The 20965-nt window shown below is 59.0% G+C and carries 21 protein-coding genes and 1 riboswitch; of the genes, 15 read left to right on the forward strand and 6 right to left on the reverse strand.

The window, feature by feature from the left end:
• Nucleotides 1-133: 133 nt before the first annotated feature.
• Nucleotides 134-724: a DUF4956 domain-containing protein gene (locus tag RD1_RS16580; RefSeq protein WP_011569696.1), complete on the forward strand. Its 591-nt coding sequence runs from the start codon at nt 134-136 to the stop codon at nt 722-724.
• Nucleotides 724-1518 carry a polyphosphate polymerase domain-containing protein gene (locus RD1_RS16585; RefSeq protein ID WP_011569697.1) on the forward strand — a complete coding sequence of 265 codons (795 nt, stop codon included), beginning with the start codon at nt 724-726 and terminating at the stop codon, nt 1516-1518. The genes RD1_RS16580 and RD1_RS16585 overlap by 1 nt, the downstream gene beginning before the upstream one ends.
• 99 nt (nt 1519-1617) lie before the next feature.
• On the opposite strand, the gene RD1_RS16590 is transcribed toward RD1_RS16585, so the two are convergent.
• The 3 genes from RD1_RS16590 to RD1_RS16600 form a co-directional block, all read right to left on the reverse strand.
• Entirely contained in the window at nt 1618-2922 is a 1305-nt protein-coding gene (locus tag RD1_RS16590; protein WP_011569698.1) for a TRAP transporter large permease, read from the reverse strand.
• Entirely contained in the window at nt 2909-3403 is a 495-nt protein-coding gene (locus RD1_RS16595) for a TRAP transporter small permease (protein WP_011569699.1), read from the reverse strand. The genes RD1_RS16590 and RD1_RS16595 overlap by 14 nt, the downstream gene beginning before the upstream one ends.
• A gap of 67 nt (nt 3404-3470) precedes the next feature.
• Nucleotides 3471-4445: a TRAP transporter substrate-binding protein gene (locus RD1_RS16600; RefSeq protein ID WP_011569700.1), complete on the reverse strand. Its 975-nt coding sequence runs from the start codon at nt 4443-4445 to the stop codon at nt 3471-3473.
• A gap of 265 nt (nt 4446-4710) precedes the next feature.
• Nucleotides 4711-4799: riboswitch (TPP riboswitch) on the forward strand.
• Nucleotides 4800-4846: 47 nt separating this feature from the next.
• On the opposite strand from RD1_RS16600, the gene thiM reads away from it, so the two are divergent.
• Genes thiM through tenA form a run of 4 tightly spaced genes read left to right on the forward strand, consistent with a single transcriptional unit; the run spans nt 4847 to nt 7807 of the window.
• Nucleotides 4847-5620 carry a hydroxyethylthiazole kinase gene (thiM, locus tag RD1_RS16605; protein ID WP_011569701.1) on the forward strand — a complete coding sequence of 258 codons (774 nt, stop codon included), beginning with the start codon at nt 4847-4849 and terminating at the stop codon, nt 5618-5620.
• The gene (gene thiE, locus RD1_RS16610; RefSeq protein WP_011569702.1) at nt 5617-6261 is read left to right on the forward strand and encodes a thiamine phosphate synthase; all 645 of its coding nucleotides are present in this window, start codon (nt 5617-5619) and stop codon (nt 6259-6261) included. The genes thiM and thiE overlap by 4 nt, the downstream gene beginning before the upstream one ends.
• On the forward strand, nt 6258-7067 hold the full coding sequence (gene thiD / locus RD1_RS16615; protein ID WP_011569703.1) for a bifunctional hydroxymethylpyrimidine kinase/phosphomethylpyrimidine kinase: 810 nt from the start codon (nt 6258-6260) through the stop codon (nt 7065-7067). Before thiE ends, thiD begins: the two co-directional genes overlap by 4 nt.
• A 53-nt stretch (nt 7068-7120) precedes the next feature.
• On the forward strand, nt 7121-7807 hold the full coding sequence (gene tenA / locus RD1_RS16620; RefSeq protein ID WP_011569704.1) for a thiaminase II: 687 nt from the start codon (nt 7121-7123) through the stop codon (nt 7805-7807).
• 74 nt (nt 7808-7881) lie between these two features.
• Here tenA and RD1_RS16625 read toward each other — a convergent pair whose 3' ends face one another.
• Complete coding sequence (locus RD1_RS16625) at nt 7882-8856, reverse strand: sugar-binding transcriptional regulator (RefSeq protein ID WP_044033227.1); 975 nt, start codon at nt 8854-8856, stop codon at nt 7882-7884.
• A gap of 161 nt (nt 8857-9017) precedes the next feature.
• Here RD1_RS16625 and RD1_RS16630 point away from each other — a divergent pair, with 161 nt between their 5' ends.
• The 9 genes from RD1_RS16630 (at nt 9018) to RD1_RS16670 (ending at nt 19597) form a co-directional block, all read left to right on the forward strand.
• A complete protein-coding gene (locus tag RD1_RS16630; RefSeq protein ID WP_011569706.1) occupies nt 9018-10349 on the forward strand; it encodes a sn-glycerol-1-phosphate dehydrogenase in 1332 nt (443 codons plus the stop codon).
• A gap of 21 nt (nt 10350-10370) precedes the next feature.
• Entirely contained in the window at nt 10371-11096 is a 726-nt protein-coding gene (locus RD1_RS16635) for an SDR family oxidoreductase (RefSeq protein WP_011569707.1), read from the forward strand.
• Between the two features lie 80 nt (nt 11097-11176).
• Nucleotides 11177-12718: a xylulokinase gene (locus RD1_RS16640; protein WP_011569708.1), complete on the forward strand. Its 1542-nt coding sequence runs from the start codon at nt 11177-11179 to the stop codon at nt 12716-12718.
• Complete coding sequence (locus RD1_RS16645; RefSeq protein WP_011569709.1) at nt 12715-13620, forward strand: TIGR01459 family HAD-type hydrolase; 906 nt, start codon at nt 12715-12717, stop codon at nt 13618-13620. Before RD1_RS16640 ends, RD1_RS16645 begins: the two co-directional genes overlap by 4 nt.
• 344 nt (nt 13621-13964) lie before the next feature.
• Complete coding sequence (locus RD1_RS16650) at nt 13965-14879, forward strand: carbohydrate ABC transporter permease (RefSeq protein WP_245897308.1); 915 nt, start codon at nt 13965-13967, stop codon at nt 14877-14879.
• On the forward strand, nt 14879-15769 hold the full coding sequence (locus tag RD1_RS16655) for a carbohydrate ABC transporter permease (protein ID WP_044033228.1): 891 nt from the start codon (nt 14879-14881) through the stop codon (nt 15767-15769). The genes RD1_RS16650 and RD1_RS16655 overlap by 1 nt, the downstream gene beginning before the upstream one ends.
• A 60-nt stretch (nt 15770-15829) precedes the next feature.
• The gene (locus tag RD1_RS16660) at nt 15830-17353 is read left to right on the forward strand and encodes an ABC transporter substrate-binding protein (RefSeq protein ID WP_044033229.1); all 1524 of its coding nucleotides are present in this window, start codon (nt 15830-15832) and stop codon (nt 17351-17353) included.
• A 109-nt stretch (nt 17354-17462) separates the two neighbouring features.
• Entirely contained in the window at nt 17463-18542 is a 1080-nt protein-coding gene (locus RD1_RS16665; protein ID WP_011569713.1) for an ABC transporter ATP-binding protein, read from the forward strand.
• Between the two features lie 20 nt (nt 18543-18562).
• The gene (locus RD1_RS16670) at nt 18563-19597 is read left to right on the forward strand and encodes an NAD(P)-dependent alcohol dehydrogenase (RefSeq protein ID WP_011569714.1); all 1035 of its coding nucleotides are present in this window, start codon (nt 18563-18565) and stop codon (nt 19595-19597) included.
• 113 nt (nt 19598-19710) lie between these two features.
• On the opposite strand, the gene RD1_RS16675 is transcribed toward RD1_RS16670, so the two are convergent.
• On the reverse strand, nt 19711-20166 hold the full coding sequence (locus RD1_RS16675; RefSeq protein ID WP_011569715.1) for an RpiB/LacA/LacB family sugar-phosphate isomerase: 456 nt from the start codon (nt 20164-20166) through the stop codon (nt 19711-19713).
• Entirely contained in the window at nt 20163-20939 is a 777-nt protein-coding gene (locus tag RD1_RS16680) for a triose-phosphate isomerase (RefSeq protein ID WP_011569716.1), read from the reverse strand. The genes RD1_RS16675 and RD1_RS16680 overlap by 4 nt, the downstream gene beginning before the upstream one ends.
• Nucleotides 20940-20965 lie beyond the last annotated feature (26 nt).

Here is a 20965-nt window from a genome sequence, read left to right on the forward strand (position 1 = left end):
GGATTTGCTTCCATTTAAACTGGTATCAAAGCACCTGCGGGGCGAGGGCATCGTTCTGCATCTCACGCCTGACGGAGCACGCGCATGACACATCATGCGACATCCTCCGCAATTTATCAGGAGGTAGGTTGCCATGACGGCAGTTTCGGAACTCGGTGACCTGGGTTTCAGGTTTCTGATCAATATCATCGCCACGGTGATCCTGATCTACGGCCTGTATTATCGCAGACATGGGGACCGCGTTCTTGCAACGACTGCGGCAATGTTCAACATCTTTGCTTTTGCGGTGCTCGCCAAACTCTCCAGCGTCGAATTCAGTCTCGCGGCCGGGTTTGGCCTTTTCGCCATTCTGGCGCTGTTCAATTTGCGTTCTGAACAGATCGGACGGATTGAGATCGCCTATTTCTTCGGATCAATCGCCATCGCCGTGATCTGCTCCGTCGGTGGCACCGACATACTGACGGTCGTGGTTATCTCCGCCTGCGTTTTGCTGGGCGTGTATATTGTCGATCACCCTGCTCTTGTGCGTGGCTCGCGCGCTGTCACGGTGACGTTGGATCAAATTGATCCACAGCTGTTGTCGGACTCCGATGAAATGCGCCGCACGCTCAGCGACAGGCTGGGCGTGAATGTGACGGGGTTCGAAATCGTGAGCCTCAATTTCGTGAACGAACTGGCCATCGTGAGCCTCACCTACAACAGCAAACAAAGGGATGTTTCATAGTGCTCGAGAATGCACTTACCCCGATTTCACTGGCGGATTTGAACGCCAAGGCTGAGATGCTGACGCGGCTGGACAATAAATATGTTGTGCCGCTGAGCGTTCTGGAGAGCCTCGCGCCCGTTCTTGGCGATCACTTTGATATTCTGGAAATCGATGGTACGCGACGGTTCGCCTATCGCACGCAGTATTTCGACACGCCCGACATGACGAGCTTTCGCCATCACGTGCAGGGGCGGCGGCGACGGTCCAAGCTGCGCACGCGACACTACCTCAGCGCCGACATTTGTTTCGTCGAGGTAAAACTGAAGTCACTGCGGAAAGTCACCGTCAAAAAGCGCCTGCCGCATGATCCCGATGCGTTGGACCAGTTGACGGACCCCGCGCTGCAATTCGCGGAGCAATCCCACCTCGGCCACTACGGTCGGGGCCTGAATGCCCCCTATTTGCCGGTGATGCAGATGCAATATGAAAGGATGACGCTGGTCGCCCGCGAGGGCGGTGAACGTCTGACCATTGATCGTAATCTGCAGTTCTGGAATGACAGGAATGAGGCGGCGACATCACCCGAAATGGTCGTGATCGAAACAAAGTCAGCCTTTGGGAGGGGAATTGCAGACAGCATCCTGCGCCGCAACGGCTCCCATCCGATCGGGTCCTGCTCCAAATATTGCATCGGTCTTGCCGCGATCGGACTTGTCCCGCGCTTCAACAGGTTCTTGCCTGCTTTCCGGCGCCTCTTGCCTCATCTCGCGACCCCGCAATCTGCGCGCGTTGCGATGCCGCAGACCGCATGACAGGTCGCGGTCGGCACCCGGCTGAAACGCGGGTAGGACTGTGAAGACAGGTCGCCAAATCTGGCGGGGTGCTGCGCCACAAAAAACACCGGCCATGTTTCATTGAATGAAATTCGGCATCAGCCAGCGCGGCAGGGCAAGAATAAGGTCGGGAACCAGAATGATGAACAGAAGCACGAAAATCATCGGCAGCAGGATGACCGCCACGTCCTTTAGCGCATCAATCAGTTTTATCTGCCCGATGGCTGCACTGATCAACAGACAAAGCCCATAGGGCGGTGTGACCAGCCCAAACGCGAGGCTCATGATCCCGATGATCCCGAAATGGATCGGGTGCATCCCCACATGCTGCGTCACCGGGAACAACACCGTGCCCAGAATGATGATCGCGGGGATTGCGTCGATGAACATGCCGATCAGCAGGAACGCAAGCGCACACATGATCCCGATTCCGATGACGCCCAAACCCAACTGGTCGATGTAGGCCACCAATGTGGCAGGGATTTTGAAATAGGCCAGACACCACCCAAAGGCGGATGCCGTGCCGATGCAGAACAGGGTAATCGCGGCGAAACGCGCGCTGTCATAAAGGATGTGCGGCAGTTGGCGCGGCGTGATGGTGCGATAGATGAGCATGCCCAGAAACAGCGAATAAAGGACAGCGACCACCGAAGCTTCGGTCGGTGTGAAAAACCCGCCGACGATGCCGCCCACGATGATCAGCGGCGTCATGAGCGCCAAAGACGCGCCGGCTGCCGCGCGGAAAAGCTCCATCAAGGTGGAACGTGTGTGCACCGGGTAGCCGCGCCGCTTGGCGTAGACATAGACCGTGATCATCTGCGAGCCCGCGATCAGAATGCCGGGCACCACGCCAGCCAGAAACAACCCTCCGATGGACACCGACATCAGCCCACCCCAGACGATCATCAGGATCGAGGGCGGAATGATGACCCCCATGACGCTGGAACAGGCCGTGATGGCCACCGCAAAAGAGGAATCGTAGCCCTCTTTCTTCATCTGCGGGATCAGGAGCGACCCGATGCCCGCCGCATCCGCCGTAGAGGAGCCAGAGGTGCCGGCGAACAGCATGGAGACAACCACATTCACATGCCCCACCCCACCCGGCAGATGCCCCACCATCGCACGCGCCAGCCGGATCAGCCGGTCGGTGATGCCCGCCGCATTCATCAGGTTGGCCGCCAGCAGAAAGAACGGGACCGCCAGCAGGATGAAGGCGTTGTAGCTTTTGAACATCTCGCGCATGAGCAGCACGGGCGTCAGGCGATCCTCGATGAAAAAGACCGGCACCACGGCCAGCCCCAGCGCAAAAGCGACCGGCACACGCAGCGCGACAAGGATCCCAAAGGTGCCAAACAGAATGGCAGCGACTTCACCCGGCCCCATCAATCGCTCCAGTCTTCAGCGCCTGAAAATCATCGAATATGCGCTCAACGGTGAATATCGCCCATGTGCCCCCCGCGATGGGCCAGGCGACATAGATCATCCACATGGGCAGACCTGATATTTCGGATTGTTGACGTGCACCAAGCACAAAGAAATCGCGCCCCCACCACAGGAACGACAGCGCCATCACAAGAATGGACAGGTGCACAAACAGTTTTGACGCAAATTCAACGTATCGGTTCTGCGTATGGGGCAATACATCAACGTCGAAATGCGTGCCGTCCCGAACAGCGATCATCGCACCGATCAGGATAATCCATACAAAACAGAAGCGCGCGATCTCTTCCGTCCAGATATAGCGCGGCACCATGCCTGTATAGCGGCTCAGAATCTGCATCGTGACCGGCACGATCAGCGCGGCCATCAACAAGGTGATGAGGATTTTCAGAAGGCGGTAGTAGCCTTCCAGAAACATACGCATAGCGCGTCTCGTTTTTTGCAAGAGAAAGGGTTGGGTTCCGCACCGTGAGGCGCGGAACCCGGGTGGATCAGTTCACCGCTTCGATCGCTTCAAGCACATCCGTGGCGCCGAGTTCCTCGGCGTAGGCCCGCTTGACAGGACCAGCGAGTTCCAGAAGCTTGTCGCGTTCCACGAACTCATGGGTCTGGAGCAAGCCCGCCTTTTCCATCGCCGCGAGCTTTTCACTGTCCTGTCCGCTTTCAATATCGCGGCCCAGCTTGCCACCGGCCTTGCCCGCTTCCATCACACAGGCCTGCTCTTCCGGTGTCAGCCGCTCAAAGGTCGCGTTCGAAAACGCAATCGGACGTACCGTGATCGCATGGCGCGTCAGCGAAATTTCCGGCCCGACTTCATAGAACTTCATCTGTTCGATGCCTGCGGCCTCGTTTTCAGCCGCGTCGATCACGCCGGTCTGGATGGCGTTATACACTTCGCTGTAGGCGATGACCGAGGGGGCCGCCTTGATGGCTTCGAAAATACGGGTCTGGATCGGTGCTCCCATGACGCGCATCGGCAGCCCTTCGAGTTCTTCCATCGTGGTCACGGGCTTGTTTACGATCAGGTTGCGCGTGCCACCGCCCGCATAGCCGATCAGCCGCACATCCGCCTGCGCCAAAACATCCGCGGCAAGGGGCGCGAGCGCATCCTGTTCCATCACCGCATTCCAGTGATCAAGGTCGCGGAACAGGAACGGCATGTCCATTAAGGGTGCCTTTTGCGAAAAGGTCGACATATGCGACGGGCTGACAATGGCGTAATCCACCGCAATGCCCTGGCTCATGTTTTCGAAGTAATCCTTCTCAAGTCCAAGCTCTGAGTTCAGGTGCAGATCAAACGTCAGCGACCCCCCGGAGCATTCACCTGCAACACGCTCGAATTCTCTAAGCGCTTTTGTAAAGGCGTGGTTTTCATCAAACTGCACAGCGCCCACGAGTTCGGTCGCCGAAGTCGTCGTGGCCCCCGACGCCAATGCAATGCATGTTGCTACAGCAAGGTATTTCATAAAATCCTCCCAGTTTTATGGCGGCTCTTCAAACGTCGCCCTATACACTCAGTATGGGTCAAGTCCGACCGATAACGCAACAACTGTTTACTTACTAAACCGGGTGCAATCGGATAAACCTTCCCGTCGGCGGATCGCAAGGCGTCGCCTCAAGCGGCAGGGATGTGCAGATTGGCGCGCGTCCTGCAGCGGGCCGCGTGTCGGCCGCCGAATAAATCGCTTTGGGCCAAATCCGTTTGACGACGCGCGCGAAAACAAATAGCCGTCGCATCACCAGGGGCGCTGAAAAGCTGAGACGTACCCTTTGAACCTGAACCAGATAATGCTGGCGGAGGGAGGTCACATGAGCATTTATGCTACATGGATCACGCCTCTTTTCGCCCGCGAAACGAGGAAAACAGATGGCTCCACACGACCTGCTGACGGCTTTGCGCGACCAGAACCCTTTGGTGCACTGCATAACGAATTACGTGGCGATGAACATCGCCGCGAACGTGGTCCTGGCAGCGGGCGCATCGCCTGCCATGGTGCACGCCCCCGAAGAAATTGCCGAATTTACGCCGATTTGCGGTGCGCTGACGATCAACATCGGAACGATTTCCACCCCCTGGCAGGCCAGCATGATGGCGGCGGCAGCAACAGCGAGCGCGCAAAACATCCCATGGGTTCTGGACCCTGTTGCACATTTCATTTCCGTATATCGAAGAGAAGCGGCCCAGCAACTGCTTGCGCAGCGCCCCACGATCCTGCGCGGCAATGCCTCCGAGATACTGGCGCTGACCGGGGAAACGGGGGCCGGTAAAGGTGCGGACAGCGGGGACAGTGTAGACGCAGCACAAGGCGCGGCGAAAAAGCTGGCGGCACAGTTCGGCACAGTCGTCGCAATCACCGGACCCGTTGATTATCTGACCGACGGCACGCGGGAAGCGCAGGTTTCCGGCGGCTCGTCCCTGATGCCGCAGGTCACGGCTTTGGGCTGTTCACAGACGGCGCTGATGGGCGCATATGCGGCCACAGGCCCGGCCTTTGACGCAGCGCTGGCCGCACTTGCGCATTTCAAGGTAGCAGGCAGCACGGCTGCACAGCGCGCCGACGGGCCGGGCAGTTTCCAGATGCATTTTCTGGACGCGCTTGCCAATACGCAACCTTTTGAACTGGCGCAGGTCATAAGATGACGGGGCTGCTCAAAGACCGTTTGCGGCTTTATCTCGTGACGGACCCGCAGCTTTGCGCCGAGGCCGGTGTTATGAACACGGTTCAGCGTGCCGTGGCCGGAGGGGTGACGATGGTGCAGTTGCGCGACAAACACGCAAAGACCCCAGAGCGCATTGAGCTTGCCATCGCGCTCAAGAATGCCCTGCAGAGCAGCGGCGTGCCACTGGTCATCAACGATGATGTCGTCGCCGCCGTGGCCACAGATGTGGACGGTGCGCATATCGGTCAGGGCGACATTACCCCCGCTGAGGCACGCGCGATGCTTGGCCCCGGCAGAATTCTGGGCCTGTCCTGCGAAACCGCGCAAACCGTGCGCGATGCAGACCCCACGCTGGTGGACTACCTCGGGCTGGGGCCCGTTTTTGGGACGGCAACGAAAGATGACCACGCGCAGCCCATCGGTTTTGACGGGCTGGCGGGTCTGGTCGCGCTGTCGCCCCTGCCCACTGTCGCGATCGGGGGTCTGAAACACGACCATACCAACGCCGTCGCGGCCAGCGGTGCCGATGGCATGGCCGTCGTGTCCGCCATCTGTGGTCAGCCCGATCCACAGGCGGCGGCTGGCGCTTTTCATAGTTTCAAACCGGAGCATAAAGCATGATACCCAACGTCCTCAGTATCGCCGGGTCTGACCCTTCCGGAGGCGCAGGCATTCAGGCCGACATCAAGGCCATTTCCGCCAATGGCGCCTTTGCCATGAACGCCATCACAGCTTTGACCGCACAGAACACGCAAGGCGTGAGCGGCATTCACCTGATCCCGCCCGCCTTTGTGCAGGCCCAGATCAAAGCCATCTTCGACGACATCCGTGTGGATGCGGTGAAGATCGGCATGATCGCCAATGCCGTGATCGCAGCCGCTGTGGCAGATGCGTTGCAGGGCCACGGCGATATTCCCATCGTGCTTGACCCGGTGATGATTGCCAAAGGGGGCGCGGCCTTGTTGGAACCGGAGGCGGTCGATACCCTGCGCTGCGCGCTTTTGCCGATCGCGACCGTGTTGACACCCAACCTGCCCGAAGCGGCACATCTGCTTGGCACCGACATCGCCAAAACACGCGATGACATGGCCAAACAAGGTGCCGCCCTTTGCGCGCTTGGCCCCAAAGCGACGCTGATGAAAGGCGGGCATCTTGAGGGGTCTGAAAGCCCCGATTGCCTTGTGACCGCCGAGACCGTGACATGGTTTGATGCACAGCGCACCGCCACGCAAAACACCCATGGCACCGGCTGTACCCTGTCCTCGGCCCTGGCTGCGCAACTGGCCAAAGGACACCCCCCGGCCAAAGCTGCGTCCGCAGCCAAATCCTATGTCGCACAGGCCATCGCGGCGGCAGACGCCTTGTCTGTCGGGACCGGCCACGGCCCCACGCACCATTTGGCATCGTTTTATTCCCAAAGGACGTGAAGGGTTTCTGACCCCCCGTCTTTGTTGAACACACCCGACAAAAGGACCATCACATGACCAAATCCATCTATGGCGAGACTTTCGCGCTTTGGCGTGACGGATGCCCTGAGCCATGGCATGCCTATACCCACCACGCTTTTGTCGAAGGTCTGCGAGATGGCACGCTGCCGCGCCGCGCGTTTCTCCACTACCTTGTTCAGGATTACGTGTTCCTTGTTCATTTCGCCCGGGCGTGGTCGCTGGCCGTGGTCAAGTCAGAGACGCTCGACGAGATGAGGTATGCAGCCCGCACCGTTGATGCGCTGGTCAATCACGAGATGGCCCTCCATGTGAAAACCTGCGCCGCAGAGGGCATTGACGAAGCGACCCTATTTGCCGCCCGTGAAGAGTTCGAAAACCTCGCCTATACCCGCTACGTGATGGATGCAGGGCTGCAGGGGGATTTGCTTGACCTGTTGGCGGCACTTGCCCCCTGTTGTTTCGGCTATGGCGAAATCGGAACACGACTGGCCGCCACGGCCGCGCCCGACACGCCCTATGGCGACTGGATCACCACCTATGCAGACGCAGGGTATCAGGACGCCATGCGATCGGTCGGGGCCTTGTTGGACGCCGCCGTCGCGCGCCGTCTGGGACCGGACCCAAGCGCATCTGTGCGCTGGCCGCAATTGCAAACCCGCTTTACCACCGCCACCCGGCTGGAGATCGGTTTTTGGGACATGGGCTTGCGCGGCAAGTGATGAAAACGCGCTGGCGGGTGGCCTGTGGCCCAAATGGGCTGACCCCCTTGCGCGCGGCGTGGCCCTTTGCGCGATCAACCCGGCTGATCACTCACATCCGAGCGCAGGACATTTTGCGCGGTTGCCTCATCGATCACCAGATGGGTCGCCAGATTGCCGCGCAAGGCCGCCCGGATGGCGGCTGTTTTATGCAAACCACCCGCCACGCAGATGCGCCGCGGGATCGCGTGCAGGTTCTCAAGCGTCGCGCCGATCAACCGGTCATGGACCGCAGAACGTACTTCGTTGCCATCCGCGTCGATAAACAGCCCCATGATGACCGCCAAAGCGCCATCGGCCTCCACAGCGCTGAGCGTTTCGGGCTTGTGCACGTTATGGGTCGAGATTGTGGACCCGGCACCCAATTCGCCCACACCGAACAAGGCGGTGGAGGCGTTGCGGATCACCTCGAACTGAGCGGCGATCGAGGGTTCCGCCATCAGGCTCGCCCTCACACCGGCATTGGAGACAACCGCCGGGGCAAGGATGTTGACGCATTTGGCGCCCAGGCGATTGGCCAACAGAGACGAGCAGAGTTCAGGCGAAAAATCACTGGCCATCCCGTCCGGACTGGCCACAAGCTGACAGACGGTGATGTCATTCACCCGCGTATGGCCGGGCACGGATTGCGCAACCGCCGCGACCGTACGCCCCCAGGCCACAGCAAGCGTTTCGCCATCCTTCAGGCTGCCAACCAACATCATCGACGCAGCACGGCCCAGCCGTTTGAGGTCATCGCCATCTTTGAGCGACGGAATGATCAGCGCCTCCTGCAGGCCAAAGCGATCCGCCATCTGGCGCGACAATGCCACATGCGAGGCAACGGTCGTGTCAATTTCGATTTTAACGAGGCCGCGCTCCTTGGCCTCGGCCAGAAGCTTGATCACCGTCACGCGCGATGTGCCGAGCCGGTCTGCGATTTCCTTTTGTGTCAGCTCATCCACATAGTAGAGCCATGCCGCCCACACAGCCGCATCCGAAAATTCCACCGGTTTTTTCATCCGTTTCATATGCGCAGTCAGTTCTGTTGGCCAAAAGAGGATACTCTTGACGCAATTCAAGCGTGGGCACAACGCTGATACAGATGTATATTTGTAATTTACATTTGTAAATATACTGCTAGGTTAAGCCGACTTTCGCACATCAATCCAGCAATGGGAGCAGCAACGCCATGGGCCTAGCGGAAATAGACAGCCGCAACTGGACATCCCTCATTGACGATATTGTGACAGGCGACTTCTATGATGCCGAGGCTGGCAAGAAGGTGTCGGTTCCCTACGAATCCATCGTGTTCGAACAAAGCCTTGATGGGCAGGAAGAGGCGCTCATTTCCCGGCTTAAACTGGGCGAGAAGCTTGCGGTTGTCGCGGATGAAAACACCTATGACGTGCTTGGCGGGCGGGTCGCGCGCGCGCTGAAACGCATCGGCAGCGAGCCGGCAATCGTTCTGAAAAACCCCCATGCGGACATGCAGACAGCAGCCGCACTGGCGGACCAACTCAAGGGATATGACAGCGTCATCGCGGTCGGCTCAGGCACCCTCAACGATCTGTGCAAATACGTCACCGCACAGGACGGGCGGCGCTATGCGGTGTTTGCCACTGCGGCCTCGATGAACGGATATACGTCAACCACGGCCAGCATGACACTGGATTCAGGTTTGAAGGTTTCGCTGCCCGCACAGGCGCCGGCGGGGTTCTTCGTGGATATGGCTGTCTCTGCCGCAGCACCTTCGCATCTTACCGCATCGGGGTTTGCAGACTGCATTGCCCGCTCGGTCGCGCAGGTCGATTGGTGGATGTCGCACCGCGTGCTCGGCACGCTTTATCGCTCCGTCCCGTTTGATATTCAAATCGCGGATGAAATCGAACTGAACAAATGTGCCCATCTTTTGCCGAAAGGCGATATCGAAGCAACGGCACGGCTTTATCGCGTATTGACGCTCTGTGGTCTGGGCATCGGGTTTATCGGCATGTCCAACCCCGGTTCCATGGGTGAGCATCAGATATCGCATTACATTGATTGCTTTGCAGGGGCGCGGCATCCCGGCACGCTGCATGGGCAACAGGTGGGTGTGGCCAGCCTGACCATGGCGCGCATTCAGCAGGGGCTTCTGGCGCAGGATAACGCACCGGTCATGAAACCGACGCCGATTGATACCGAAGGAATGAAACAGCGCATGGGGGGCGCCGCCGCCGACTGTATCCAACAATTGCAGCGCAAGGCACTGGACGGCGACGCCTTGGACGCGGTCAATCAGAAACTGGCCGCCCTGTGGCCGGAGTTGCAGCGCGAATTGCGCCAATTCATGATCCCGGTCGAGGAGATGGAAAAACTGCTCTCGGATGCGGGCGCGCCGACGACCGCTGCGGACCTCGGGATTGACCTTGAATTTTACCGCGAGGCCGTGCGCCATGGACATGAGATGCGAGACAGGTTCTCCTTTGTCGATATCGCCGCCAATGCCGGTCAGCTTGAGCAATTCATCGCAATCCAGACGTAGGCCATTTCAGGGGAGGGTAAGATGAGCACAAAACCATTGGTCGCAATTACGGGCGCCAGTTCCGGTATCGGGGCCGCCGTGGCAAAAACCTTTTCGGATGCCGGGCATCCTGTCTTGTTGATGGCGCGCCGGCTCGACCGGATGGAGGCGCTGAACCTGCCCAATGCGGTGTGTTGCGAAGTTGACGTGCGCGACCGTGCCCAGATCCGTGCAGCCGTCGAAAAAGGCGAAGCCGCATACGGCCCCGTCGATATGATGTTCTGCAACGCTGGTATTGCGCGGCTTGCCGATATCGGCACGCAGCCCCCGGAAGAATGGGACGAGATGATCGACATCAACACCAAGGGCGTGATGAACGCGGTGCATGCGGTGATGTCGGACATGATGGAGCGCCGCGCAGGCACGCTTTTCATGATGAGTTCGATTGCCGGGCGCAAAATCTATCCGGATCATACGGTCTATTGCGGCACCAAGTTCTTTGTCCACGCGGTGTCTGAATCCTTGCGCGAATATCTGTCCGATTACGATGTGCGGGTCATTGTTGTGTCCCCCGGCATCATCGAAACCGAAGTCCTCGGCGCGGTGAATGATCCCAATACGCTCAAGGCCTATCAGGACAACAAGAAAAAGATCGGCGGCGGGATCGGCCCGGAACATGTGGCATCCATCATGTTGCACAGCTATCAGATGCCACAAAACGCGCTGATCCAGGAAATTTGCATCACGCCGACGCGGCAGAAATTCTGAAGCCAAGGGATGGATAATGTCGCAGAGGCATGCGCGCAGGCGGTGCGTCAGCGACTGTTGGAAACGGTGCGGCGAGGATTATGACAGAGCATCCTGAAATCAAAGACTGCGTGATTGGTATCGACTCATCGACCACCGCGACCAAGGCGATTGCATGGACGCGCGAGGGGAAGTTCGTGGCCGAAGGGCGGTGTCCCATCGCGCTTTCCAATCCCAAACCGGGACATTTTGAGCAAGACGCGCAAGACTGGTGGTTGAGCACGAAAGAGGCGCTGCGCGAGGTGACGGGCCAGATTGATGCGCGCCGCGTTGCAGCCGTTGCGGTTTCAAATCAACGCGAGACCTTTTGCGTTTTTGGCGAGGATGAAAAACCGTTACTGCCCGGCAGCCTGTGGCTTGATGAACGCGCGACAGGCCAGCAGCGCCGCTTTGCCGAAAAACACGGCGCGGAGAAAATTCGCGCGCTGTCCGGCAAGCCGGTGGATGTCATTGTCCCGATCTATCGCATGTTGTGGATCGCCGAAAACCACCCGGATATCTATGCCCGGATCCGCCATTTCGCGGATGTGAATTGCTTTATCACCCGCAATCTGACGGGGCGTTGGGCGACATCGCTGGCATCGGCCGACCCGATGGGCATGGTGGATATGAAGAACGGGTGCTGGTCGCAGGAATTGCTGGACGCGGCGGGCATTGACGCGGCGATCCTGCCTGACTTGTATCGCCCCGGTGCTGTGATCGGACCTCTCACGGCGCGAGCCGCAGAGGCAACCGGGCTGCCTGCGGGTATTCCGGTCGTCGCGGGCGGCGGGGATGGTCAATGCGCCGCCACCGGCACCGGAACCGTTGAACCCGGCATCGCCTATATGAACCTCGGCACGGCGCTGGTTGCGGGGTGCTACTCCGCCGATTACGCACATGCGCAGGCGTTTCGCACGGAAATCGCGGTCGCCGACCAAGGCTATATCTATGAAACGCTGCTCAAGGCCGGCACCTTCCTGATCGACTGGATGACGCAGCAGTTGGCGCAGGTCAAAAAAGAGGAACAATCAGCCTTCTTGACGGCCCTCGAAAAAGAGGCACAACAAAGCCCGATCGGCGCGCATGGGCTGGTGGTGCTGCCCTATTGGCAAGGCTCGATGACGCCAAACTGGGACAGCGATGCGCGCGGCGTGATCGCCGGTCTTTCCGGATCGACACAGACGGGCGACATTTACCGCGCCATTCTGGAAGGCCTCGCACTTGATACCGCAATGGCCTTTGAAAAAGCGCGCGAGGCGACGGGCCGACGGCTCAACAAGGTGGTCGCGATTGGTGGCGGCTCTTCTTCCAACCTGTTTTTGTCGATCATGGCCGATGCGCTGAACGTGGAGGTGCTGCAATCGGATGTGCGCGAGGCGTCATCTCTCGGGGCGGCAATGGCGGCGGCGCAGGGCGCCGGGTGGTATCCAACCCTGTCAGAGGCCTCTCTTGCCATGAAAGGTGAGATCGTGAAAACCGTGCAGCCCGACCCCGAACGCGTCAAACGCTACCGGGAATTGCGCGGGCATTATGAAAAACTGTGGCCGCTTCTGTCTGACTGGAACGCCGGGCTGCGCAAGTTCACCAAGGAACAACAATGAGTTATGCCGCCGTTTTATCCACCGAGGCCGCCTTTGATCGCTATGAACAAATCCGGGATCGCTTGCCGGGCGCGCAGTTCTGCGCAGAACCGCAGGCCTGCCGCACGCTCGCGGATGTTGCGGCGCATGTGGACGCCTTTGTGCTGGATGCCTTCGGGGTTTTGAATGTGGGCGCGACGCCCATTCCCGGCGCGGTGGAGCGCATTGCGCAGTTGCGCGCCATGGGCAAACGGCTGATCGTGCTGACCAATGCCGCAAGCGATGATCATGCCTTTGCCGTGGCCAAGTTCCGGGGCCTGGGGTTTGATTTTTCCGCCGATGAGATCGTGACCAGCCGCGATGTCTGCGTTCAGAATATCCGCACCGACTTGCCAAAGGGCCGCTGGGGTGCCGTGTGCAAGGCGAGCGACACGCTGGACGACATAGATCTGGATATCGTCGCCTGGACCGCAGAGGCACAGCCCGAAGTGGATGGATTCTTGATGCTCTCCAGCGAGCGCATTGATGACGCGCTCATGCAGGCGCTGGAACAGGCCTTACGCGCCCGGATGCGCCCGCTTGTCTGCGCCAACCCCGATCTTGTGGCCCCGCGCGAAACCGGACTGAGTTGCGAGCCCGGGTTTTTCACCCATGCGCTGGCAGATCGCACCGGCGTCGTGCCGCAATTTTTCGGCAAGCCATTCGGCAATGCGTTTCAGGCGGTTATGGATCGCCTTGGCGCAGTCTCCCCCGGGCGCATCGCCATGGTCGGGGACACATTGCACACTGACGTTTTGGGCGGCGCTGCGGCGGGCATGAAAACCGTACTGATCGAGGATCACGGGCTGTTCAAGGGCCACGACGTTGCCGCGTATATGCGCCGCTGCGGCATCCGGCCAGACTTCATCTGTCCGACGACCTGAGTCTACCGAAAACAACGGGTTTAGCGCACGTCCAATGACGCCGTCAGGGCGCGCAGATCGCGGGGCGCATATATTTTGCGCGCAGCTTTCTTTACACATGTAAACTACCTCTTTTTTTTTGTTTTTGAATGGTATAGGGTTTCGAGGGGAAAGCTTGGTCTGGCGACGGGCAATGTCTGTCACGTTTTTCCGTTCAAACGCGCCGAATACAGCGGGCTTTGAGCGGCAAAGATGGCAAAGTCGGTTCCAGATACCAAGGTGAGGGAGGACATTCTGATGAGTTTGCGCGCAAACCGCACCGCCACCGCTTGGGTCCGTCCGGGAGGCCACTGAGGGTGAGCACGGTGCACCCATCAGCCGATGAGAGAGCAGACAACCGTCTGCGCCTGCCGCGGTGGATGACGTCGGAACACCCGCTGCCGTGGCTGTTTCCCTGCATTTCGCTGCTTCTGGTGTTCGGGCTTTACCCGATCCTCTATTCGCTGTGGCTGACGATGTACAAACGCAACCCGGCGACGCGGATGGAGACTTTTGATCCTGCATGGAACTGGTCGCGGCTCTGGGCCGACGAACGGGTTTGGGATGCGCTTCAGGTGACCCTCACCTATACATTCGTGGCCATCATCTTGCAGCTGACGCTGGGCATGCTGATCGCGCTTTTGCTGGACACGGATCGCAAGGGGTTTGGCATTCTGCGCGCCTTGATGACACTGCCGCTGGTGGTGCCGCCTGCGGTCACGGGAATGATGTTCCTGCTGATGTATGATGGCTCCTTTGGTGTGATCAGCCATGCGCTTTACGATCTTGGGATCATATCGAAAGACGACCCGCTTCTGGCCACCGGCTCCACCGCGCTTTTGGCTGTGATAATCGTGGATGTGTGGCAATGGACGCCGTTCATGGTGCTGATCATGCTGGCAGGCTTGCGCGCCCTGCCCAAAGACCCGTTTGAGGCCGCTGCGATTGACGGCGCCACAGATGTGCAGGCGTTCTTCAAGCTGACCCTGCCCATGATGTCCAAAATCATTGCACTGGCGGTGCTCATTCGGGGCATCGACCTGTTCCGCGTCTTTGACTACGTCAAGGTGATGACGGACAGCGGGCCGGGCACCGCAACCGAAACCCTGACCGCCTACACCGGAACGATCTATTTCAAGAGCGCGAATTTCCCCTTCGCGTCCACCGTTGCGATCTTTACGCTTCTGGTGGTGCTGATCGTTGCCAATGTCTTCATTAAAGTCTTCAAGGTACGCTTTTGATGGAACAGTCCCGGCCCTTCATCATCGCGCGCTACACGGCGGCCATCCTGATCGTGATGATTTTCATGTTTCCGATCTTCTGGTTCGCGCTGACCTCGATCAAACCGATTTCGGCGGTTTTCGACAAAGATGGCGTGATCTGGTTCGATTTCGTGCCGACCATGGAAAACTACCGCGTGACCCTGCTGGGCGAATCCTCGATTGACGTGAACCAGAACACCCGGTCGGATTTCGGCACGAGTGGGGGAAATTCCTATGACGGGCGCGGTTCGATCCTGTCCTCGATCATCGTGGCTGTCGGCTCGACGATTCTGTCGGCCGGGATGGGTATGCTGGCCGCTTACGGCCTGTCCCGCATGAATTTCCGAGGCTCGCAAGGCCTTTTGAACTGGATTCTGTCACAGCGGTTTCTGCCGCCCATCGCGATCATCATTCCCCTCGTCTTCATCTTTCACGACATGGGGCTGCGCGACACCTATGTGGGCCTGATCATTGCCCATACGCTGATCAATTTACCCATCGCCGTGCTTTTGATGAAATCCTTCATCGACGACATTCCGGTCGATATCGACCATGCCGCCATGATCGACGGTGCGACGCGCTGGCAGGTGTTCTGGAAAGTGATCCTGCCGATGTCAAAAGGCGGTCTGGCGGCCACCGCGGTGCTCTGTTTCATTTTCTCCTGGACCGAATTTCTTCTGGCCCTGTTCCTCACAAGCTCGATCCGCACGATCCCGGTCAAAATCACCACCTTCGTGACATCCACGGGGAGCGAGTGGGGATATATTTCGGCGCTTGGGACATCGGCCATCATACCGGGCTTTATCTTCATCCTGCTCGTTCAGAACCATCTGGTGCGCGGGCTGACGATGGGGGCAATAAAGGACTGATCTTACGAACCCTCATTCGAGGGCAAAATACGGCTCAAATTATATCAGGGAGGTATCCAAATGAGCTTCAGGACCCACGACAAGCAGCGCTTCATCATAGACAGCGCCAATGACTTCACGAACAGACGCATCTCGAAACGGGATTTTCTGCGCAAACTGGGCATGGCCGGTGTCGGCATGTCGGCTTTCGCCGCAGGCTCGCTCGGCGGTTTCCGCTCCTTTGGCAACATGGCGATGGCCGATGCCCATGGGGAGACGCCGGAGGATGTCGCGAACTTCCTGCGTGAAGCGGGCAAGCCCTTCGCCGGCACCACGATCCGCTACACCTCGGAATCAACACCGCCCACCGTTGTTCTGAACCAGCTGAAATCCGAGTTCACCGAGTTGACCGGGATCAACGTGGAAATCGAAATCGTGCCACTTGAGCAGGTTCTGGCCAAGGCGACACAGGACGTTCAGGGCCAGCTTGGCACCTATGACCTTTACTACCTCGATCAGGCGTGGACTGCGACTTTCTCGCGCGACACGATTGATCCACGGGAATATTATGCCGACAAGCCCGACCTTGCGATGCCGGGTTTCGATTTTGATGACTTCTCCGAGCCCTTGGTCGAAGGCATCAGCCTTTATCAGGACAAGTGGATCGGCCTTCCCTTCGACATTCCGATCTTTACGCTGATGTACCGCAAGGACATCCTTGAAAAGCACGGCATTGCAGTTCCCCAGACCTATGAAGACTTCACGCAGGCAGTGGAACTGATCACCGCAGCAGAGCAGGAAAACGGCATCTACGGCACCGGTCTTCAGGCGAAATCCGGTCACTATTCGCTGGAATGTGACTGGTCGCAGGCGGTTTGGGGCCACGGCGGGTCAATCTTTGACTCCGACAAGATGTTCTCGGGCAATGATGCCGCGGGCATTGAAGGGCTGGAGTGGTACATGAACCTGCTGGCAAATGCGCCAGCGAACTCCGTCGCCGCAACGTGGGATGGCCAGTGGCAGATGGGGGCCTCAGGCCAGATCGCGCTCTGCCAGTCGTGGGCGGAATTCTTCCCCGGCTGGAATGCGGATGATTCCGCTGTGAAAGGTCTGTGGGAGATGACGACACCTCTCAAAGGTCCATCGACCCTGCGTGGTCGCGATGCAGTTGGCTTTGGTGAGATTCCAAACTGGGGCCATCAGGGTGGATCCTCGATCGCCCTGTCGCGCTATTCCAGCAACATAGACGCTGCGTGGTTGTTCCTGCAGTGGGCCTGTTCCAAGGACATCATGACACGCTGCACGCTTGCGGGCGGTTTTGCCCCGATGCGCACATCGTCCTACAACGACCCGCGTATTCTGGAGCGTAAGAACCTGGAAGGGTCAGGCACCACCCGCCACCTTGGCACGGTGCTCGAGACGATCAACAACTATATGGCGTCCGAGCCGGACATGGCGATCTGGGCCGGTCTTGCGAACAATGAAATCCCGACCGAACTGGGCAAATTGCTCACCGGTCAGGACTATGATGGCAATCCAAAAGCCTGCATGGATCAGATCGCGAAACTGGTGGACCAACAGGTCGCAGAAGCAGAGCTGCGCTAAGCCTCTCACCCGTGACACGCGCCGTCGCCTTTCGGGGCGGCGGCGTGCAAGTTGAATACATCAAGGCAGCCGGAGGCATGTCTTGGCAAGGAACCAAGTGGGCACAGATATGGCGTCAGTGACAATCGCAGACCTGAAAAAGACCTATGGCAATGTTGAGGTCCTGCACGGCATCAATCTGGATATAGAAGACGGCAAGTTTGTTGTGCTGCTGGGGCCTTCGGGATGTGGTAAATCCACCCTTCTGCGCATGATTGCGGGACTGGAAAGCATCACCTCGGGTGACGTGAAGATCGCGGAGCGGCGCGTGAACGGTGTCCACCCCAAGGACCGCAATATCGCCATGGTGTTCCAGAACTATGCCCTCTATGCGCATATGAAGGTGCGCGACAACATGGCGTTTTCCATGAATCTGAAAAAGATGGACAAGGCCAAAATTGACGAGAGGGTCGCCTGGGCCGCCGGCATTCTATCGCTGGAACCCTATCTGGACCGCTATCCCAAAGAGCTTTCGGGCGGGCAACGCCAGCGTGTCGCCATGGGCCGCGCGATCGTGCGCGACCCTGACGTGTTTCTCTTTGATGAGCCCTTGTCCAACCTTGATGCCAAACTGCGCGTGCAGATGCGCACCGAGATCAAGGAGCTTCACCAGCGTTTGAAAACCACCACCGTCTATGTGACCCACGATCAGATCGAAGCGATGACAATGGCCGACACCGTGGTGATCATGCGCGACGGGGTGATCGAGCAATCAGGCTCCCCGCTTGATGTATATGACAACCCCAGGAACCTGTTCGTGGCGCAGTTCATCGGATCGCCCGGCATGAATATCCTTGAGGGGATTGTCAAAACCGCTGGTGGCGAAACCGCGCTTGATATCGGCGGCGCCCGCGTTGCTGTGCGCGATGGTCTGGCCTTGCAAGACGGGCAGGCAATTCTGCTGGGTGTCCGGCCCGAGCACCTCAGCCTGTCGGACACGGAGTCAGATTTGAAGATGGTGCTTTCCGTGGCTGAACCCACTGGCCCGGAGACACATCTTTATGGCAGGATAGGCGGCAAGGAAGCCTGCGTCATTTCACGCGAAAGACGCGATTGGGTTCCCGGCGAAACACTGCATGTCACCGTGGACAAACAAACCAGCCATATTTTCGACCAACAGTCGGAGACCTGTTTGACCAGCGCACCCTAAGGAACTGTGAAAGGCCAATTATGCCCCAAGCTCTCGTATTGGAAGAAAAGGGCAGACTTGCCCTGCGCGAGATAGACCTCGACACCGCCCTTGGTCCGCATGACGTCAGAATTGCGGTGCACACGGTCGGTGTCTGTGGCAGCGATGTGCATTACTACACCCATGGGAAAATCGGCCCGTTCGTCGTAAAGGAGCCGATGGTGCTGGGCCATGAGGCCGCGGGCACCGTGGTGGAGGTCGGCACCGCCGTGTCCCATCTGCAAAAAGGCGACCGGGTCTGTATGGAGCCGGGCATCCCCGATCCGAACTCCCGCGCGGCCAAATTGGGCATCTATAACGTGGATCCCGCCGTGCGGTTTTGGGCGACGCCGCCGATCCACGGCTGCCTGACGCCTGAAGTCGTCCATCCGGCCAAATTCACCTACGCCCTGCCGGACAATGTGACCTTCGGGGAGGGCGCGATGGTCGAGCCCTTTGCCATCGGCATGCAGGCCGCGTTTCGCGCGAAGATCAAACCGGGCGATGTGGCCCTGGTGCAGGGCGCCGGCCCGATCGGCATGATGGTCGCGCTGGCCGCATTGGCGGGTGGCTGTTCCAAAGTGGTCATCACCGATTTTGCCGAGCCCAAGCTGGACCTGATCGGCCAGTATGACGCCATTGTTCCGATCAATCTGGGCGATGACAACGCGGTTGCAAGGATCGAGGCCGAAACAGGCGGCTGGGGCTGTGACCTTGTGTTTGAATGCTCAGGGGCGGCGCAAGCCATCCTACAAGCCCCGCAATTTGTCTGCCCCGGCGGGGCTATTGTTCTGGTGGGCATGCCGGTGGAGCCTGTGCCGATGGACATCGTCTCCCTTCAGGCCAAGGAAGTGCGGCTGGAAACCGTTTTCCGCTACGCCAATGTCTATGACCGCGCCATCAATCTGATCGCATCGGGCAAGGTTGATCTGAAACCGCTGATTTCAGAGACGTTCGCGTTTTCCGACAGTATTGCGGCCTTTGACCGGGCCGTGGAACAGCGGCCAGCGGATGTGAAATTGCAAATCACGTTTTGACGGGCTTAATGCGTCATGCCAAAAACCTCGATCATGTAACGCTGTCTGAAATCAAAGATTTCAACGTGTTACCTAATACTCGATGTTTCAGGTATTTCGTCAGACGCGCTGGATCACGCCTTGTTATAGGCGGCATCCAACCGGTCAATCGCCTGCACATTTCCAGCCGAGCGCCCCTCGGGATCAAAATGGCTGGAGAGATAGGCATCCACAATATCCTTGGCCAGTTCCGCGCCGACAACGCGCGCCCCCAACGTGATGATCTGCGCGTTGTTTGACGTGGCCGCTTTGCCTGCGGAATAGGTGTCATGGCATTGTGCCGCGCGGATACCCGGCACCTTGTTGGCCGACAGGCAAACGCCGATCCCGGTGCCGCAGACCAGAATGGCACGCTCAACCTCGCCCGCGATCACAGCACGAGCGACCCGGTTGGACAGGTCCGCATAAAACGCATCCGGGCCGTCCTGCGTGCGTGACATCTCGACCACGTCATGGTGCGCGCCAAGGTGCTCCGCGAGGGTTTTCGCCAAACCTTCGCCCGCGCTATCGCCTGCCACTGCAATTTTCATGTCGTTTCTCCCAAGTCCAAGGTTGCCGCAGATTTTTCCAGAATTTTCAGATAGCCGGTCGCGTCCCATGCCGCGCGCCCGATGAACAGCCCGTCGATATGCGGGCAGCGGATCAATTCCTCGCAATTGTCCTGATTGACCGAACCGCCGTATAGGCAGGGCACCCGCCGCCCCAGCATTTCGCCAGCAACGTCGATGATCTCGGCCTGACGCGCGTCGGCATAGTCCGATGTCGCGGGGATGCCGTGTTCACCAATCGCCCAGACCGGTTCATAGGCCAGCAAAACCGGCGCGCTGCCGGTAACGCGCGCCAGCGCGGCGCTGACCTGCGCTGCCAGCACCTCTTTGGCGCGCCCCGCCTCGCGTTCCTCCAGCGTTTCGCCGATGCAGATCAAGGGGATCAACCCGTGTCGCACGGCGGCCGCCACCTTCAGCCCCACGGTCTCATCCGTTTCGCCAAAATGCGCGCGCCGCTCGGAGTGGCCCAGTTCCACAAGGTCGAGGCCGCAATCCACAAGCATCGGCGCGGAAACTTCGCCGGTCCACGCGCCTGCGTCCTCCCAATGCATATTCTGCGCCCCGACCTTGACCGAGGTATCGGCCAAGGCGGCCTTGATGTCCCGCACCATCGGAAAGGGTGGCACAACGAACCGCTGGATGCGCGGATCACGCGCACTGTCCGCTGCGGCGAGTGCACGGGCAAAATCCAGCCCCTCGGCAAGGGTCTTGTTCATCTTCCAGCTGGTGCCAATCCAAAAAGACGGTTCAGACATGCGACGACCTCGTTTCAACCATCAGT

This window comes from Roseobacter denitrificans OCh 114, assembly GCF_000014045.1.
Taxonomy (GTDB): Bacteria; Pseudomonadota; Alphaproteobacteria; order Rhodobacterales; family Rhodobacteraceae; genus Roseobacter; species Roseobacter denitrificans.

Excerpts from the sequence above, each read along its gene's own strand:
- RD1_RS16655 (WP_044033228.1), top strand. The coding sequence starts at position 14,879 with ATGGAACAGTCCCGGCCCTTCATCATCGCGCGCTACACGGCGGCCATC.
- RD1_RS16660 (WP_044033229.1), top strand. The coding sequence starts at position 15,830 with ATGAGCTTCAGGACCCACGACAAGCAGCGCTTCATCATAGACAGCGCC.
- RD1_RS16600 (WP_011569700.1), bottom strand. The coding sequence starts at position 4,445 with ATGAAATACCTTGCTGTAGCAACATGCATTGCATTGGCGTCGGGGGCC.
- RD1_RS16590 (WP_011569698.1), bottom strand. The coding sequence starts at position 2,922 with ATGGGGCCGGGTGAAGTCGCTGCCATTCTGTTTGGCACCTTTGGGATC.
- RD1_RS16635 (WP_011569707.1), top strand. The coding sequence starts at position 10,371 with ATGAGCACAAAACCATTGGTCGCAATTACGGGCGCCAGTTCCGGTATC.
- RD1_RS16680 (WP_011569716.1), bottom strand. The coding sequence starts at position 20,939 with ATGTCTGAACCGTCTTTTTGGATTGGCACCAGCTGGAAGATGAACAAG.
- RD1_RS16630 (WP_011569706.1), top strand. The coding sequence starts at position 9,018 with ATGGGCCTAGCGGAAATAGACAGCCGCAACTGGACATCCCTCATTGAC.
- RD1_RS16595 (WP_011569699.1), bottom strand. The coding sequence starts at position 3,403 with ATGCGTATGTTTCTGGAAGGCTACTACCGCCTTCTGAAAATCCTCATC.
- tenA (WP_011569704.1), top strand. The coding sequence starts at position 7,121 with ATGACCAAATCCATCTATGGCGAGACTTTCGCGCTTTGGCGTGACGGA.
- RD1_RS16580 (WP_011569696.1), top strand. The coding sequence starts at position 134 with ATGACGGCAGTTTCGGAACTCGGTGACCTGGGTTTCAGGTTTCTGATC.
- RD1_RS16625 (WP_044033227.1), bottom strand. The coding sequence starts at position 8,856 with ATGAAACGGATGAAAAAACCGGTGGAATTTTCGGATGCGGCTGTGTGG.
- thiD (WP_011569703.1), top strand. The coding sequence starts at position 6,258 with ATGATACCCAACGTCCTCAGTATCGCCGGGTCTGACCCTTCCGGAGGC.
- RD1_RS16640 (WP_011569708.1), top strand. The coding sequence starts at position 11,177 with ATGACAGAGCATCCTGAAATCAAAGACTGCGTGATTGGTATCGACTCA.
- RD1_RS16675 (WP_011569715.1), bottom strand. The coding sequence starts at position 20,166 with ATGAAAATTGCAGTGGCAGGCGATAGCGCGGGCGAAGGTTTGGCGAAA.
- RD1_RS16645 (WP_011569709.1), top strand. The coding sequence starts at position 12,715 with ATGAGTTATGCCGCCGTTTTATCCACCGAGGCCGCCTTTGATCGCTAT.
- thiM (WP_011569701.1), top strand. The coding sequence starts at position 4,847 with ATGGCTCCACACGACCTGCTGACGGCTTTGCGCGACCAGAACCCTTTG.
- RD1_RS16670 (WP_011569714.1), top strand. The coding sequence starts at position 18,563 with ATGCCCCAAGCTCTCGTATTGGAAGAAAAGGGCAGACTTGCCCTGCGC.
- RD1_RS16665 (WP_011569713.1), top strand. The coding sequence starts at position 17,463 with ATGGCGTCAGTGACAATCGCAGACCTGAAAAAGACCTATGGCAATGTT.
- thiE (WP_011569702.1), top strand. The coding sequence starts at position 5,617 with ATGACGGGGCTGCTCAAAGACCGTTTGCGGCTTTATCTCGTGACGGAC.